The following is a 16,478-nucleotide window of genomic DNA, read 5'->3' as shown; positions in this document are numbered from 1 at the left end:
GTTCTTTATACATTGTATTAAAAACCCTCAAGCTGATCCCAGACGAAAGGGTTGAGATTTGTCACGTTAAAATTACGGGTTAGAATGTGTGTGAATACATAATGGATATTTCGTTAGTATCACCAAATTTGTATATAGACTCCCCTTCTCCCCCTGCACTATCGGTAAAGCTTAATTGTCTTCCAGTATTTTTTTGAAGTGACAATGACAAATAACTATCAGGCACCAACTCATAATCAAGTTGAATGCCAAGGCTGTTATACTCGTCCTCTAAATAACCACCTTGCATGCCAGTCACTGGGCTGCTGTCAGAAAGCCTGATTGTGTTAGTTCCGCTTTCATTATAAAACATAGTCGTCGAAAACTCTTCAATGAAGTGATAAGTCAAACTTGTCTCTGGAAATTCACTGCTTATTTCAAACTCACCTGACCAGCCATCTTTGCTGTCATGATTCCACTCGATTTCAAGATCTACTCCAAGCTCTCCTCCCTCCGCATCTAAATATTCATAGTTTGTATTTAATGTAAAATGCCACTGTTTCGATGCTTCATAAGTAAAATCGACACCTACTTCATACTCATTTGATTGACTTCTCTCTTTTTCAAAGGAAGATTCAGCTTCAACATAATATTGAAGTTCCCATTGGTCGTTTACTTCTTGCTCATAAGCAGCACCAAATTGCAGCGTGTTGAAAGTACTCCAGGGAGTACTGGTTATACCGGAAACAAAAGGAAGGCTTTCCGAGTTTGACCAGTTATAATTCCACCTTTCGAAACCAAATGAAAAGCTTAAGTCATTTTTTTCGTACTCAGCCTCAATAAGCACACCAGAGGTGCCAACTTGTGCATTTCCTATATTCGACTTCGAATCACCTACACTAAAGAATTCAATTTCGATGTTGCTTTCAACACCGCTGTCAGAGTGGCCACCACTGGCAAAGGCGGCGGCTGGCAAACCAAAAACAAAAAAATAAGTGAGTAAAAAAAACCACTTTCTAAATATTTGATACTGCATACTATTTTTTTCCTTCTTTCTTTGTTTAAAGGTATATTTCACAACTTATATTTACTTTGAAATGCGATTTTATAAGATAGACATCACCTGAACATTACCAGTAAATTACCAAATGGTGATCTTGTCTTTACTTATCAAGGATGATTATGAAAAGAGCAAATATTGTATTGTATTTATCTGTTTTTGCTTGGAGCGGAGTTGTGGCTTCAGTGCCTGAAAGCGAAGTTTATTTTATCTTGGACGGTAAAGTGGTGAAGGTCGATGATAGTGATAGCTTAAGTCTGCGTGGGTGAGGAATCAGGCGAGTTATTCGGCTGCAAAAAGAACAAAAGAAGCCGGTTTAGGCGTTTGGCAGCAGGATGAGCCTGTTTATCCGAGTGATTGGCGGAAACGATGTTGGAAGCATAAGCAGTGTTAGATGAACGTTCATAAAATAATAAGGTCTCATTTCTTCATGATTTGATATAATGCGATCATTTATACCATTTGCTTTATACAACTCGGAGTCAGTTTTGATGCTTGGCTGTGAGTTCCCGCATGATATCTTTAAGAAATATTTGATAGCTATATTTTATTACCTAAGTTTTTTGAGTACCTAATTTTATGACATTTTCTTCCCTTGGTTTATCCGACTCTCTTTTGCGTGCCGTCAGTGAGCAGGGTTATGACACCCCTTCTCCCGTACAAAAAGAGGCGATTCCTGCAATACTTGCAGGGCGCGATGTGATGGCGGCTGCGCAGACCGGAACAGGTAAAACAGCAGGTTTTACTTTGCCGTTATTGCAACAGTTGTCAGGTGGCGAGAAAGCAAAACCCAATTGTGTGAGGGCGTTAGTATTAACCCCAACACGCGAATTGGCCGCACAGGTGGCTGCAAGTGTAGCGACCTATAGCAAGCACCTTTCACTGACTTCAACGGTGGTGTTTGGTGGTGTAAAGATTAATCCGCAGATGCAAAAGTTGCGTGGTGGAGTGGATGTGTTGGTGGCAACACCTGGGCGTTTACTGGATCTTTTTAATCAGAATGCGGTTAAATTTTCCCAAGTGGAAATATTGGTTCTGGATGAAGCAGACCGTATGCTGGATATGGGGTTCATCCGTGATATTCGCAAAATTCTTGCTGCGTTACCAAAATATCGCCAGAACTTACTCTTTTCAGCCACGTTTTCTAATGAAATACGCCGCTTGTCTGGTGGTATTTTGCATGACCCGATCCAGATCGAAGTGAGCCCACGCAATGCGGCTGCGAAGAGTGTTAAGCAAACTATTTTTGAAGTGGATAAGAGCAGTAAAACTGCTCTACTGAGCTTTCTAATCAGTGATAATAATTGGCAACAAGTATTGGTGTTTACCCGCACTAAACATGGTGCGAACCGTCTTACACAAAAGCTTGAGCGAGATGGCATCAAAGCGGCGGCGATACACGGCAATAAAAGCCAGGGCGCACGAACCAAAGCTTTGGCGCAGTTTAAGTCGGGAGCCGTTCGTGTATTAGTGGCAACTGATATTGCCGCGCGTGGTATTGATATTGAACAATTGCCCCATGTTGTCAATTTTGAATTGCCCAATGTTGCTGAAGATTATGTGCATCGTATCGGGCGTACCGGACGTGCAGGCTCTGAAGGTGAAGCGATATCTTTAGTGAGCGCCGATGAAGCGAAGTTGTTGCAAGGAATTGAAACCTTGATTCAACAACGTTTGCCACGTGAAACTGAAGTGGGTTTTGAACCTAAACATACGGTACCACTGACAGAACCTCGTAAAGGTGGCCCCAGAACCCCTAAAAAGCCAAAGAAGCCAAAAATTCGTCATGAAGGACACAGTGCTGATTCTAAGCATCGTGGGCATGGTGGTGGCCAAAATGAAAAATCAAGGTCAGGTTCAGGTCACTCAAGAACAAACCACTCGAGATCAACTCGGTAGTTATTCGTTAGTTTAGGAGCGATTATGGCGATTCAGTGGTATCCCGGCCATATGCACAAGGCTCGCAAGAAGATTGTTGAGGCGATGCCAAAGATTGATATTGTCATTGAGGTGATGGATGCGCGGCTGCCTTTTAGTAGTGAAAATCCACTGGTCACTGAACTTCGAGGCAATCGTCCCTGTATTAAAATTTTGAACAAAAGTGATTTGGCTGATCCTTTGGTCACGAAGGCGTGGCTGGATCACCTAGAGCAGGAGCGGGGTGTGAAGGCTTTAGCAATGACTTCAGAAAAGCCTGGACAGATTCGAAAAATATCGAGTATTTGCAGGCAGATGTTACCTAAAAAAGTCCAGAAAGAGCAGCGTATTCGTACCATGATTATGGGAATTCCCAATGTTGGTAAATCGACATTGATTAATATTCTCACCGGAAAAATTATTGCAAAAGTAGGTAATGAACCTGCTGTTACAAAATCTCAGCAAAAAATCTATTTAGATAATGGCATTGTTCTATCGGATACCCCAGGGATTCTCTGGCCCAAAATTGAAGATGAAAATAGCGGGTATCGTCTTGCCGTGACTGGAGCAATTAAAAATACAGCCATTGAGTATGAAGATATTGCACTTTATGCTGCTGGGTTTTTATTGGAAAGCTATCCACAGCGTGTAATGGATCGTTACAAATTGAAAAAAATACCTGAAAGCGATGAGCAGCTTCTGGATATTATCGGCAGAAAAAGAGGTGGTTTGCGACCGGGTGGAGTTGTTGATCTGCATAAAGCATCAGAAGTTTTGATTCATGATCTTAGGTCGGGTGCTTTGGGACGTGTGAGTTTAGAGCATCCGGTATAAGGCATTCAATTTCCATGACTGTCTCACTCAATGCGGCCAGCTCTTCGCCATAGGTGGTGGGCCGACACCTATGGAATCAATCTGGATTGCGCCAATAGATTTGCAGTTCCCAATAAAAAGAAAAAACATAAGAAAAGTGTTTTTTCTATAAAGTTTGATTTGAGATGTCGAGTAGACATTGATGCCCCTTTTATTCTCATTTTATGGATTTATTGTTGTAGTTATTTTTGTAGAGTCTGCATTTGAAGCGCGATCCTCGATATTTGCCGTAATATCCACTGTAAAATTACTGTCAATTGTATATGCGCTCAGGTCAGCATTGATGGTGATTGTATTGTCTGGCGAGTCGGCAAAAACAACCGTGTTGGTAATCGGGGTGTCGTCGTCAATTTTCATGACTGTCTCACTCAATGCGTCCAGCTTTTCGTCATAGGTAATGGTGACACCGATGGAATCAATCTGGATTGTGCCAAGAACGGCGGCCATACTTACCGTGACCGTCCGTACTATCTGGTCTGCTGCATTGCTGGCGGCATCGCTCACATTGTAGGTAACTGTATAGTCTCCTGCCTGATCTGTATTGACTGCACTGGCATCAACGACGATATTGGCGGTGATGTCACCGTCTAGATTGTCCGTAGCAGTTGCGCCCAGTTCGGTATAGGTATTTCCTACTATGATAGCCTGGGGGTTTGCTCCTGTTAGAGTGATGACGGGCTTGGTGGTATCCATGGGGTCAGGGTCGCCACCGCCATCACCGCCGCAAGCCGCAAGCCGCAAGTGTACTGCTAAGGACAAGAATTGCGAGTGTGTGTTTAATTTTAATCATAAGTTTCTCCAATGTTTCATGGGGTTATGGGTTGGTTATTGATGTGCTGAAGTCTGCGTCGATATTGACATCAATTGTTGATGTCTGGTTTTCAAGGGTTGCGGTTAGTGTCACCAGTGTTGTGCCGTCCGGCACTGTGACGGTGATGGTGAAATCACCATTGGCTTGAACAACACCCGTAGCCGAACCGGATGTCAGAGCCGTCGCATTGGGGATATTGCCAGTGATCGTGATGTCAAGATTTGTGACAGTTGGAGCGGTGATATCCTCAACTGGAGTAGTCGCTATTTCACTTACAAACGGTACTATCGCAAATTGAGGTGAGTCAGCATAATTGGGTTTAACCGAACGCCCCTCAAATACTTGCCAAGCTAAAGCAGCGTTTGGGTACGAAGTTTCTGTGGCTATTGCTAATGCAATCTGTAAATTTGCAGGGTAACCTACTGTACTACCTGCGTATCCATACATTTCCCCTAAAGACAACCCTAGGGCATCTGCCATAGATTGGCTACCACATTCCAAACCAGTAACTTCAGGATGTTTTACATTTACAGTTTCATTATAGACTTCGGCAAAAGTGGTGTATAACGGATAATCAGAACCATCTCTCACTATTAAGGAATAAGGAGACCCTAATATCCAACAATAATCTGCATTGGTCATGCGCTCTACGGCTGATGTTACTTTCCACTCTAATAACGGGCTTGCATCTTGAAAACCCAACGCTTTTAAGTAACCGATAGACCAAGTAAAAAAATCATCCATCCAAGATGGATTTCCTCTTTTTTCAGCGTGATTTATGGCATAGCTTTCAGTTACAAACCCTAAAGGATTGAAGGTGGTGGAATCCACTAAGTACCTATTATTATAGTATGCAAGATTGTTATTGATAACATCTATATAGTAACTTTTTAGTGGGTGACCATCTGGCGTAATATAAGCTGCTTGCCCTATAGTTCGTAACATCCACGCCTGACCTCTAACCTGATTAGCTTTTATTAGACCTTCTTCATGATTTCTATCAACAGGGTGATTCCAAAGTATATTGAAACTTGACCAAAACATAAGTTCTTCGAGGTAAAAATGATCACCAGTAATTAAATAAGGAGTGTAAGCAAATGAAGGTTGATGTGCTGTATCGTGTGAGTATGGAGAATTGCAGTCACCATCATCACAACGAGGAAAGGCTTCGTTCCGCCCTGTGTTCGGATTAGTTGTACTAAAGCCACCTGCAAGAACCGATGCATAAGGATAATCTAACACCGATATTGGAAGGTCTGTGTTTTGGTCGCGATAGTGAATAGACCAACTACCACCAGAAGTACCAATTTTCATCATTCCGTCTTTGGCTCTTTTATCCATACTCAACAGATAAAGAGAACTCCATTTGTGTAATGGCCCAATCTCTGGGCGACCACCACCGCCAAGCATATAAGGGTTAATAACTGAAACCCCCATTGGTTCAGTGTTTGAGGCGTTAATCTCACTTTCAACACTGCTTAAAGTTGTTTCAGGTATTTGTAACGATAGGTCATAATTTGGAAAAGCACGTGTTTGCATCAAATAGTTCTTGTCAAAAATCACATCTAAACCTGTGCCACCGTTATTCCAAAAGGTTTTTTTCCATCTAGCTTGGCTAAAATGCTCTAAACCTGCTTTGTTATAAACCGATTGACCTTCTACATTCACTGTAACGTTGTAAGTAAAATCTTTTGGACTGGCAACATACGACCAACTGTTTTCAACAATCACATCCAGTTTTGTTTTGGCAAATCCTGCATAGGTTCTGACGTTAAAACGAACAGTAAGATGTGGATGAACTACACCTTGAGCGTTCTTGACCGAAGCCCGAACCAGCCATTCAGCAGCCAGCGGACCTTCGAGCCAGTTTTGTACATTCCCTTCGGCGATACCGTCTGTCAGGCTTGCGGTATAATTTACGCCCTCCAACACGAAATCAACGGAAGAAGTAAACTCGGAAGACATCAAATCAGCGAGTTGCAGATTACTCCCCGGCAATGGTGATTGTCCAGCTTCCAGGTTGATATCTACCAGCTCATTAGCATTGATGTTATCCAGTTTTAAGGACAGGATAGCGTGTCGTAGCGAACCGTCCGCGTGCGTGCTTTTTTTATTCACCTGTAAAGGTAGTGTGCCGCCACCTGAGCTGGCAACAAGGCTGCTTGTAGTAGCTACATCACCTTGCTTGAATACATGACCAAAGGTGATGTGCTCATTTGTGTGACTATTGCCGGTTTGCTCCTGAATTTGAATGCTAACAACACTTTGCGCAAATACACTATTGCTACAAATGAGTATAAAAATGCAGACCTTTGCTAAAATAATTGCTTTGTTCATTATAAATTACTCCTGCGTATGAGCGGATTATTGGGTGGTTATTGATGTGCTGAAGTCTGCGTCGATATTGACATCAATTGTTGATGTCTGGTTTTCAAGGGTTGTGGTTAATGTCACCAGTGTTGCGTCGTCCGGCACTGTGACGGTGAAATCACCATTGGCTTGAACAACACCCGTAGCCAAAATTACTTGTCCACTACAATCAAACATTTAAACTGTGGGAAGACAGGGGGAAATTTTCCCAGTCCATGCCCTATAAACTATTCTCTAAATTAATTTTATTGAGCTCTCTTCATTAACAAATAAAACTTTCAAATTAATGAGTTGCTTTAAGTCTCGCATATGAAAAAATAATTTCATATGACGTTCATCACACTGCTTGCAACTACATATTGATGGGGTACAGCCTGCCCCGATTAATAGCGTCTGTGAGCTTCACCGCTTCCACTGAGGTTTGACGGACGGTTTTTGAGTCAGATTTAAGTATGTGAAGGGAGCTGTCTGGCATGGAAGCTACTTAAAATCTGTAGCTATTTGTATGATTTAGAAAAAAGCTTTAATCTATAAAACGCAGTTGTACTACAGAGGTTCAACTGCGTTTTATAGGTTTTAAAGATGGTCGTTTTAGAAGAGGAGTAACTCATGCCAGAATATCGTTCCAGAACCACTTTTCATGGCCGCAATATGGCCGGTGCTCGTGCTTTGTGGCGTGCCACAGGAGTGAAAGAAGGGGATTTTGATAAACCACTGATTGCGGTGGCGAACTCTTTTACACAGTTTGTTCCGGGTCACGTTCATCTGAAAGACATGGGTCAATTGGTTGCACGGGAGATTGAAAAAGCGGGCGGTATTGCTAAAGAGTTTAATACTATCGCGATTGATGATGGAATCGCCATGGGGCATGCTGGAATGCTCTACAGTTTACCCTCACGTGAAATCATTGCCGATTCTGTGGAGTATATGGTGAATGCACATTGTGCGGATGCGATTGTTTGTATTTCCAATTGCGACAAGATTACTCCGGGCATGATGAACGCTGCATTACGTTTGAATATTCCGGTGATTTTTGTTTCTGGTGGCCCCATGGAGGCAGGAAAAATTCAAAAAGGGGGGCAGGAAATTCACCTGGACTTGGTGGATGCGATGGTCGCTGGTGCAAGCCATGATGTGAGTGATGAAGATAGCTTGCAGATGGAACGCTCGGCTTGTCCAACCTGTGGCTCATGCTCTGGCATGTTTACCGCCAACTCGATGAACTGCTTAACAGAAGCGTTAGGGTTGTCTCTGCCAGGTAATGGTACTTTGGTGGCCACCCATGCTCGGCGCAAAGAGCTGTTTCTTGAAGCGGGTCGCAGCATTGTTGGCTTGGCTAAACGCTATTATGAGCAAGGCGATGACTCGGTGCTGCCTCGAAATATTGCTAATTTTAATGCGTTTGAAAATGCGATGAGCCTGGATATTTCGATGGGTGGTTCAACGAATACGATATTGCACCTGTTGGCCGCAGCACAAGAAGGTGAAATTGATTTTACGATGGATGATATTGATCGCCTGTCGCGTGTCGTGCCTAATTTGTGCAAAGTTGCACCCAGTACGCCTAAGTATCATGTTGAGGATGTTCACCGTGCAGGCGGCGTTATGAGTATTCTTGGCGAGCTGGATCGTGCCGGTTTGATTCATCGTGATGTTCCGACGGTTCATACTAAAACTTTGGGTGATGCGATTGATCAATGGGATGTTCAGCTGAATTCATCTCAAGATGTTGAAGTATTTTTCAAAGCTGCTCCAGGTGGAGTTCCAACAACTGAAGCATTCTCTCAAGACTCTTATTATCCTTCACTGGATCAGGATCGTAAAAATGGTTGTATCCGTGATAAAGAGCATGCTTACAGTCTGGATGGTGGTTTAGCTGTACTGTTTGGCAATATTGCGGAGGAGGGCTGTGTGGTAAAAACAGCCGGTGTTGATGATAGTATTTTGAAATTTTCAGGCAGAGCACGCGTGATGGAGAGCCAAGAAGCGGCTGTTGAAGCGATGTTGAATGACAGTATTCAAGCGGGTGACGTGGTTGTCGTGCGTTACGAAGGGCCACGCGGTGGCCCTGGAATGCAGGAAATGCTCTATCCGACAACCTACCTGAAATCTCAAGGTTTGGGTGCAGTTTGTGCGCTTCTGACCGATGGGCGTTTTTCGGGAGGCACATCGGGTTTGTCGATTGGTCATGTATCGCCTGAAGCGGCTGAAGGTGGAGCGATTGGTCTGGTTGAAGAGGGAGATACCATTAATATTGATATTCCAAACCGAACCATTCACCTGGATATCTCTGATGAGAAATTGGCAAAGCGCCGCTCAGTGATGGAGGCGAAAGGAAGTCTTGCATGGCAGCCGGAAAATCGTGAGCGTTATGTTTCGAAAGCATTGCGTGCTTATGCTTCGATGGCAACATCTGCTTCAAAAGGGGCGGTACGAAACATCTAGCTCTAATATCGCGTAACGCAATTAAAATACCCTTTCCTACTTTTAGGACGGGGTATTTTTTTGCCTGACAACATCTGTTTTTTGAAAGAAATGGGATGAATCTCTCATTCAGATATTTATAAAAGTCATCTGAATTGTCGATAGAGTAAGTCAGATATTACCTGTTTTCATTAGGAGGTTGTATGCGGCTTACTGCAAAGCATGTGCTGATTATTTTATTGCTGACATTATTTTATTCACATCCTGCTTTTTCGGATTTTCCCCGACCGTTAAATTTCCAGCCTGGCGGTAATACTGGAATGCCAGGAAATTGTGGTGTGGGAGGAGGTTTTGGTGATATGTGTGATTCGGGTGCGGCTGAACCGGATGACACACCATTTTTTCAAGATCTTGTAATGGTGGATGGTGTGCAGTATTGGCATCAGATTATTGGTGATCCTGCAACAGGTTTTGCTTATGAAATTTATGTTGAAAGTGCGGGAGGGAGCTACTCTAATAGCGGTGGAAAACCATCGGCTTATCGTTTGAGTAATTATGAGCAGCAAAGTGGAAACGGATTTGACCCGTTAGGACGCAATCCAGGCAATGGCGTTGAATTTACTGGAAATGGTACGGGTGATCCAACAAAAGTTGTGATGCGTCAGGTTATGGGTGGCGAGTGGGATGAAAAAAACCGTACCTGGAGTTGTGGTGGTGCTGCTTTTTGTTATGAATTTATTAAAGCTGACCTGAAATTAAAACCCAAAATTACTCAGCAAATTAATGATAGCGCTGAATATATGCAAAGTTTTTTTGAGTTGGATATGAGTAATAGCGCATATGATAATGATGCGCTTGCCGGTGAAATTATAAACATCATGAAAATTAGTGACCCTGATCTGCCTCTGGAGAGCCCTGGGTCTGGTTACTTCGATATGGCCATTGACAGCCAGGCGGGAGGTTCCAATGTGACTGGAGGTCGTTATACCTATACGCCAGGTGCGGGCTGGGTTGATCAAGGTGATGGGGGTATCGGTCAAGATTTTACCACTTGGAAATATGAAGCAGGAACATACCAGTATGTGGGAAGCGCAAAAAGTTTACTTAAAGAGGTGTGGGACGTTGTAGAAGGCCCTATTGAATAGTAAATTAATTCATTCTGAAAATATTGTAACTTTATGTGGTGTATTGCACGAGCTTTGCGGTAATTATTGTTAGACTGTCAAACACTAAGGGAACAACAAGATTCCCAGTAGAAACTAGAGGTTTTATGTCTGATAAATACGAATTTATTACAACAAAGTGGCAATATTTATTTAATGCTGTAATAAAAAATCTTGAAATGGCATTTCTGACTGTCGTTGGTGCAGTAGCTGCGAACGTAGCAATTGGCTTCTTTGATCAATCAACACCTATTAACGTTAATAAAATTGCACTTGGCGCTGTCTTTATGCTTGTAGTTATGCTGATATATTCGGTAGGTCACTACTGGGTCAATATAAAACTATTAAAATATGATTTACCCCTCTTGGTACTTGATGACAAAGGTATAACTTTTCAAGAGTTTGGTGGGGAAAAAAAGTATTCTTGGAGTGAAGTTACAAAAATAACTGTACGAGGTGCTTTTAGAAAAATAATAAAGTTGAATGAGCGTAGAGGGGCTATTGATGTTATAGACTATTATTTGTTTGAACCGAAGCAAAGATTGAAACTGTTAAAACTGTTGAATTCTAGAGTAGGTGAAAAATCATCCCACTCATAATGGTCGGTTGATGTGTGGTGTTATAGGTCAATAATTACAAAAAAGGTGAGAGTGATGGTGAACAAATTAACACTGAGTGTTGTTGTGGCGTTGATGACGGTGGCGGTCGTAGGTTGTGCGCAACAGGTGAAACAAGTGGGTATGACTTCGGCTAATAAACAAGTCGATGTTGAAAAATTGTTCATTGTAGATTGTTTGTTGCCGGGGCAAGTGCGTAAATTAGGTGGCCAAATGAGCTACCTGACACCGCGCCTTCCGATCAAAACATCTGCCATTGATTGTGAAATTCGGGGTGGGGAATATGTCGCTTATGATCGTTCTGATTATCGGACGGCATTAAAAGTTTGGCTTGATGGCGCTAAAGCGGGGGATCCAGAAGCGCAAACCAATGTCGGTGAAATTTATGAAAAGGGGCTGGGTACTCAGTCTGATTATCAATCTGCGTATGCCTGGTATAAAAAAGCAGCCGAACAAAATTACTCCAGCGCTCAAATTAATTTGGGTTATATGTATGAAAAAGGTCTGGGTATTGAGAAAGATGTTGCGAAAGCACTGAATTGGTATCGTAAAGCATCAGGTCTTACGGATGATGATCTGGAGTTTTCATCAACCATTGAAGTCACAGTGGCATCACAGGTGGAGCAAAAAACTCAAAAATTAAGAGAAGAGATTGAGCGCCGTAAACAAGAGGCACAATTACTTCGCCAGCAACTGGATAAAACCGAGAAAAAACTCAAATTACGTAAAACAGCCTTAAGCACAGCAGAAAACAGAGTTGTACGTTTAAATAAACAGTTAAAATCTCTAAATACAGAGGGCGCCAAGAGTAAGTTAAAAGCTGTAAAACAGGAGTTGGTACAGGAAGAAGCAAAAATTATAACTCAGCAGAAAGAGCTGGACTGGCTCCAGACAGAGCTTAAACAGCAAAAAACTGGACTTAAAAAAGAGCTGGAATCAGTTAAGGTTCAAGAGCATCAGCTAAGTGAAAATCAGGACTCTGAGTTGGCAGGGCCTGTTATAGAAATCATTGACCCGCCTGTTGTGGTGACTCGTGGAGTTCCCAGTGTGAAATTACGTACTTTCGTGAAAGAGCGTCTAATTGTGGGTAAAGTGACGGCACCGGCTGGAATTCTTGCGATTACAGTGAATGATCAACCTCAAAAACTGGCACATAATAATGTCTTCAAAGCCAATATTGAGATTGAAAAAACAGATACAGCAGTCTCAGTGGTTGCTGTCGATAAACAAGGCAGACGAGCCACTGTTGATTTCATGTTCATCCCTAAATTTCGTAATGCCCCTGCAACAGTTACAAAACCTCTGGATAAAGCGCAGTCACGGCGTGTGAGTTCAATTGATTTTGGCTCTTACTATGCTTTGATTATTGGTAATAACCGATATCCAAAAATGCCTGACTTGGCCACTGCTGTATCAGATGCTGAGCGCGCTGAAAAAGTATTACGAGATCAGTATGGGTTTAAAACAAGCCTGTTATTGAATGCAACGCGATATGATATTTTGTCTGAATTAAACAGGTTGCGTGAGCAGTTAACCGATCAGGATAACTTGCTGATCTATTACGCAGGCCATGGTGAGATTGATCGGATTAATATGCAGGGGTATTGGCTGCCTGTGGATGCAGAGCCGAATAGTACTGCAAACTGGATCTCCAATATCTCAATTACAGAGCAGTTAAATGCAATGAAAGCCAAGCATGTGCTGGTGGTTGCTGACTCTTGTTATTCGGGTTCATTAACACGCTCATCTCTTGCTAGACTCGATATTGATCTGACGGATGAAGTGCGTCAAAAATGGATGGGTGTCATGGCCAAAACACGTTCGAGAACAGTGTTAACATCAGGAGGAATAAAGCCCGTAATGGACAGCGGTGGTGGTAGCCACTCTATTTTCGCTCAAGCATTTTTTGATTCTCTGGAGTCTAATGAAAATATAATGGAAGGTTATAAAGTCTATCGTGATGTGGCTGATAAAGTGCATATAACAGCAGCAAAATTCAATATTGAACAAACGCCTCAATATGCCCCCATTCGTCACGGCGGGCATGAGTCGGGTGAATTTCTTTTTGTGCCTGTGAAGTAAGTTTGTAATTGTTCAAAGTGAAAAATGTGAGCGTAAATATGTAAACTGTTGGTTTTAACGTAGAAGTGCTGGACTTCAGAAAGAATCTGAGTCGTGGCTATAGTTTTAATTAGCTATGCCGATAATGAAGCCTTACTCCTTTTGGAGTGAGGTTTTTTTTGTCATATTACTTTCATAAAATAGTGTTGGAATAACCCGTTAAATAGATTGAAAAATAGATAATACAATTTATGTGATGATGCTCACGAACAGGTGATGAACTTTAATAATAAAGTGATCTCTTAATAATTTTAATGATATACGGAGAAAGAAACATGTTTGATACTGTGTTACGAGTGACCGACTCGGATGAATCGAATGAAACAGAGCAGCGCTCTCTGGATCAAGAACTTTTTAATGCGGTCAGAGATTCTTCTCTGAGCGAAGAGCTGGATGATGATGAATGCAGGAAACTGATTGGTATTGTCGAGCTTCACGTTTTAAAAGATAAAGCTTATCTGATTAAAGAGGGTTGCGATAGCCAATATTTGTATGGAGTTATGAGTGGAACGCTGGTCGTTGCAAAATCAGATGTTCAGGGCTGTGTGACGCTGGATACACGCAAAGCTGGAAGTATTGCAGGGGCTTTAAGTTTTGTGACTGGAAAGCCACATACTGCTTCAATAATTTCGAGAGGTGAATCGCGCGTATACAGCTTTGAACGAATGGATTTCGAAAGCTTGATGGATACGGAACCGCGCCTTGTTTATAAAGTGATGAAAGCCATTATGCGTGATATGCATGAAATAATTTTGCGAATGAATATTCAACATGTTGAATTGACGAACTATATTAGCAAGCAACATGGAAGGTATTGAACAGTGCTCCAAGTTGCTGCGTAAGTCAGCAATGAGGGAATAACAAAATCAGCCCCTTATGATTTTGTTATTCAGCAGGGTGGAGCTTAACCAAAGCGCCCCGTAATATAGTCTTCCGTTAGTTTGTGCTTGGGGTTAGTGAAAATCTGTTCGGTAGGGCCCACTTCAATTAATTTACCCAGGTGAAAGTAAGCTGTACGTTGTGATACACGAGCGGCTTGTTGCATTGAGTGAGTAACGATTACAATAGTATATTGCTCACGTAACTCATCCATGAGTTGCTCAATAATCGCTGTTGCTATCGGATCAAGTGCAGAGCAGGGCTCATCCATTAGAATGACTTCCGGATCGACTGCAATAGCTCGGGCGATACATAAACGTTGTTGCTGACCGCCAGAGAGCGCAGTGCCTGGCTGATCCAGTCGATCTTTAACTTCTTTTAACAACCCTGCTTTTTCCAGACTTGTATGGATAATTTCATCCAGCTCGGCTTTGTTGTTGGCTAAACCGTGAATGCGCGGGCCAAATGCAACATTTTCATAGATGGACTTAGGAAAAGGATTCGGTTTTTGAAACACCATGCCAACCCTTGCACGGAGCAAGACCACATCCATATTTTTGTCATAGATATTTTGGCCATCAATCAGAATTTCACCTGATACTTTGCAGGTGTCTATCGTATCATTCATGCGATTAAGGCAGCGTAAAAAAGTAGATTTACCACAGCCGGAAGGGCCAATCATTGCAATGACTTCATTGGTGCCAATGTCTATAGTGATATCGTGTATGGCCTGTTTTTCACCATAATAAACATTGACGTTATGACAATTGATTCTTGGGTTGTCAACAGTAATCTGGCCGACTGTTTTGTATGACTGATCGCCAGCTTCATTGTTGTTATGTTCGGTTATGTTGGAGTTTCCCATGAATATTTAAACCTTTAAGTAGTAAACAAAAGGGTAATTCCCTTTAGTATTTTTGGTTGTTGCGTATCTGTCACCAGCGTTTCTCAAAACGTTTTCTAAGAAAAATGGCAAGTGAGTTCATCGTGATTAAAAAGGCAAGTAACACCATAATTGCCGCAGATGTTTTTTCAACAAATGCACGTTCGGGGCTATCAGCCCAGAGAAAAATTTGTACAGGCAGTACCGTTGCTGGATCTGTGACACCCGCTGGAATATCGACAATAAATGCAACCATACCGATCATTAACAGTGGTGCTGTTTCTCCTAGTGCTTGAGCCATGCCAATTATTGTACCCGTGAGCATGCCAGGCATGGCGAGTGGCAGCACATGGTACATAATCGTTTGCATTTTCGATGCTCCAATTGCAAGTGAAGCCTGGCGGATACTGGGCGGTACTGATTTGAGCGCTGTGCGGCTGGCAATAATGATTGTCGGTAAAGTCATTAATGCCAATACCAGTCCGCCGAGAATAGGAGCTGAGCGTGGCAGGTGAAAAACATTGATAAAAATAGCCAGGCCAAGCAGTCCAAAAATAATCGACGGAACAGCCGCGAGATTATTGATGTTAACTTCAATCAGGTCTGTCCATCGGTTTTGTGGTGCGAACTCTTCTAGGTAGACGGCAGTCGCAACACCTAATGGAAAGCAGATGATTAGAGTAATAAACAGTGTTAATAGTGATCCAACGAGTGCGCCCCATATGCCGGCCAACTCGGGTTCACGGGAGTCACCCGCAGTAAAAAATGTGATATTAAAACTTTTTTTGACTTGGTCATTTTCAATTAAGTGGTCAAACCAGGCCACCTCTTGATCTTTCAAACGTCGCTCATCTTCTGGAAGTGTACGATCAATATGCCCCTTCATGAGCATGTCATAATCATCATCCGCAGGAACCCACATGCGTGTTGTCGTACCAATCAGTGTGGGGTCGTTCATAACCATGTCACGAAGCTGAAACGTTGCACCAGAGCTAATCAGTTTGTAGAGTTTCTTTTTATCTTTACGTTTTTTTACATCAGGGAATAGCGAACGCAGGCTACTTTTAACCAGTCCACCATAGTTTGCAGAAGAGAGTGTATTGCTGTCACGGGAGCCTTCTGGGTCAATACTGTTTTCATCAAGGTAAACTTCTATCTGAATAAAGGTTTGCTGAAAAGCGGTATAACCTTTGCTGCTGATATTAATAAATAAAAATGAGAGAAACAATAAGCTGAGTGTGATTGCAAGCACACCATAAAAACGAAATCGTCGCTCTTTTGCGTAACGCTTCTTTAAACCCGCTTGAACGCGAGTAGCCGTGCTATTGCCGAGCATGTTGGGGTTTTTTTTACTCATAGCTTATTGTTTTTTCTTAATATT

General features: G+C 42.4%; 14 protein-coding genes. 8 read left to right on the top strand and 6 right to left on the bottom strand.

The genetic code is table 11. The features are described from left to right. Window positions 1-79: 79 nt before the first annotated feature. Window positions 80-1,057: a hypothetical protein gene (locus tag L3J70_04300; protein ID MCF6235583.1), complete on the bottom strand. Its 978-nt coding sequence runs from the start codon at window positions 1,055-1,057 to the stop codon at window positions 80-82. Window positions 1,058-1,161: 104 nt separating this feature from the next. On the opposite strand from L3J70_04300, the gene L3J70_04295 reads away from it, so the two are divergent. From L3J70_04295 to ylqF, 3 genes are all read left to right on the top strand, one after another. Then, window positions 1,162-1,308, top strand: a complete 147-nt coding sequence (locus tag L3J70_04295; GenBank protein MCF6235582.1) for a hypothetical protein — start codon at window positions 1,162-1,164, stop codon at window positions 1,306-1,308. 310 nt (window positions 1,309-1,618) lie between these two features. Beyond that, on the top strand, window positions 1,619-2,938 hold the full coding sequence (locus tag L3J70_04290; GenBank protein MCF6235581.1) for a DEAD/DEAH box helicase: 1,320 nt from the start codon (window positions 1,619-1,621) through the stop codon (window positions 2,936-2,938). A 24-nt stretch (window positions 2,939-2,962) separates the two neighbouring features. After that, a complete protein-coding gene (ylqF, locus tag L3J70_04285) occupies window positions 2,963-3,790 on the top strand; it encodes a ribosome biogenesis GTPase YlqF (protein ID MCF6235580.1) in 828 nt (275 codons plus the stop codon). A 201-nt stretch (window positions 3,791-3,991) separates the two neighbouring features. On the opposite strand, the gene L3J70_04280 is transcribed toward ylqF, so the two are convergent. The 3 genes from L3J70_04280 to L3J70_04270 form a co-directional block, all read right to left on the bottom strand. Continuing rightward, window positions 3,992-4,570, bottom strand: a complete 579-nt coding sequence (locus L3J70_04280) for a DUF5011 domain-containing protein (GenBank protein ID MCF6235579.1) — start codon at window positions 4,568-4,570, stop codon at window positions 3,992-3,994. 73 nt (window positions 4,571-4,643) lie between these two features. After that, entirely contained in the window at window positions 4,644-6,977 is a 2,334-nt protein-coding gene (locus tag L3J70_04275) for a hypothetical protein (protein MCF6235578.1), read from the bottom strand. A 27-nt stretch (window positions 6,978-7,004) separates the two neighbouring features. Continuing rightward, window positions 7,005-7,187, bottom strand: a complete 183-nt coding sequence (locus L3J70_04270; GenBank protein MCF6235577.1) for a hypothetical protein — start codon at window positions 7,185-7,187, stop codon at window positions 7,005-7,007. Window positions 7,188-7,619: 432 nt separating this feature from the next. Here L3J70_04270 and ilvD point away from each other — a divergent pair, with 432 nt between their 5' ends. From ilvD to L3J70_04245, 5 genes are all read left to right on the top strand, one after another. After that, complete coding sequence (gene ilvD, locus L3J70_04265; protein ID MCF6235576.1) at window positions 7,620-9,455, top strand: dihydroxy-acid dehydratase; 1,836 nt, start codon at window positions 7,620-7,622, stop codon at window positions 9,453-9,455. 182 nt (window positions 9,456-9,637) lie between these two features. Further along, window positions 9,638-10,579 carry a hypothetical protein gene (locus tag L3J70_04260; protein MCF6235575.1) on the top strand — a complete coding sequence of 314 codons (942 nt, stop codon included), beginning with the start codon at window positions 9,638-9,640 and terminating at the stop codon, window positions 10,577-10,579. A gap of 125 nt (window positions 10,580-10,704) precedes the next feature. Further along, window positions 10,705-11,196: a hypothetical protein gene (locus L3J70_04255; protein MCF6235574.1), complete on the top strand. Its 492-nt coding sequence runs from the start codon at window positions 10,705-10,707 to the stop codon at window positions 11,194-11,196. A 54-nt stretch (window positions 11,197-11,250) separates the two neighbouring features. Beyond that, complete coding sequence (locus L3J70_04250; GenBank protein ID MCF6235573.1) at window positions 11,251-13,296, top strand: caspase family protein; 2,046 nt, start codon at window positions 11,251-11,253, stop codon at window positions 13,294-13,296. 314 nt (window positions 13,297-13,610) lie between these two features. Then, on the top strand, window positions 13,611-14,153 hold the full coding sequence (locus L3J70_04245; GenBank protein MCF6235572.1) for a cyclic nucleotide-binding domain-containing protein: 543 nt from the start codon (window positions 13,611-13,613) through the stop codon (window positions 14,151-14,153). Window positions 14,154-14,239: 86 nt separating this feature from the next. Here L3J70_04245 and pstB read toward each other — a convergent pair whose 3' ends face one another. Both pstB and pstA read right to left on the bottom strand, forming a co-directional pair. After that, window positions 14,240-15,079, bottom strand: a complete 840-nt coding sequence (gene pstB, locus L3J70_04240) for a phosphate ABC transporter ATP-binding protein PstB (protein MCF6235571.1) — start codon at window positions 15,077-15,079, stop codon at window positions 14,240-14,242. A gap of 70 nt (window positions 15,080-15,149) precedes the next feature. After that, a complete protein-coding gene (pstA, locus tag L3J70_04235; GenBank protein ID MCF6235570.1) occupies window positions 15,150-16,454 on the bottom strand; it encodes a phosphate ABC transporter permease PstA in 1,305 nt (434 codons plus the stop codon). Between the last annotated feature and the right edge of the window lie 24 nt (window positions 16,455-16,478).

Source organism: Gammaproteobacteria bacterium, assembly GCA_021648145.1.
GTDB lineage: Bacteria > Pseudomonadota > Gammaproteobacteria > JAADGQ01 > JAADGQ01 > S141-38.
Note: the sequence above shows the minus strand (reverse complement) of the source record. Positions and strands in the feature narration are given on the sequence as shown.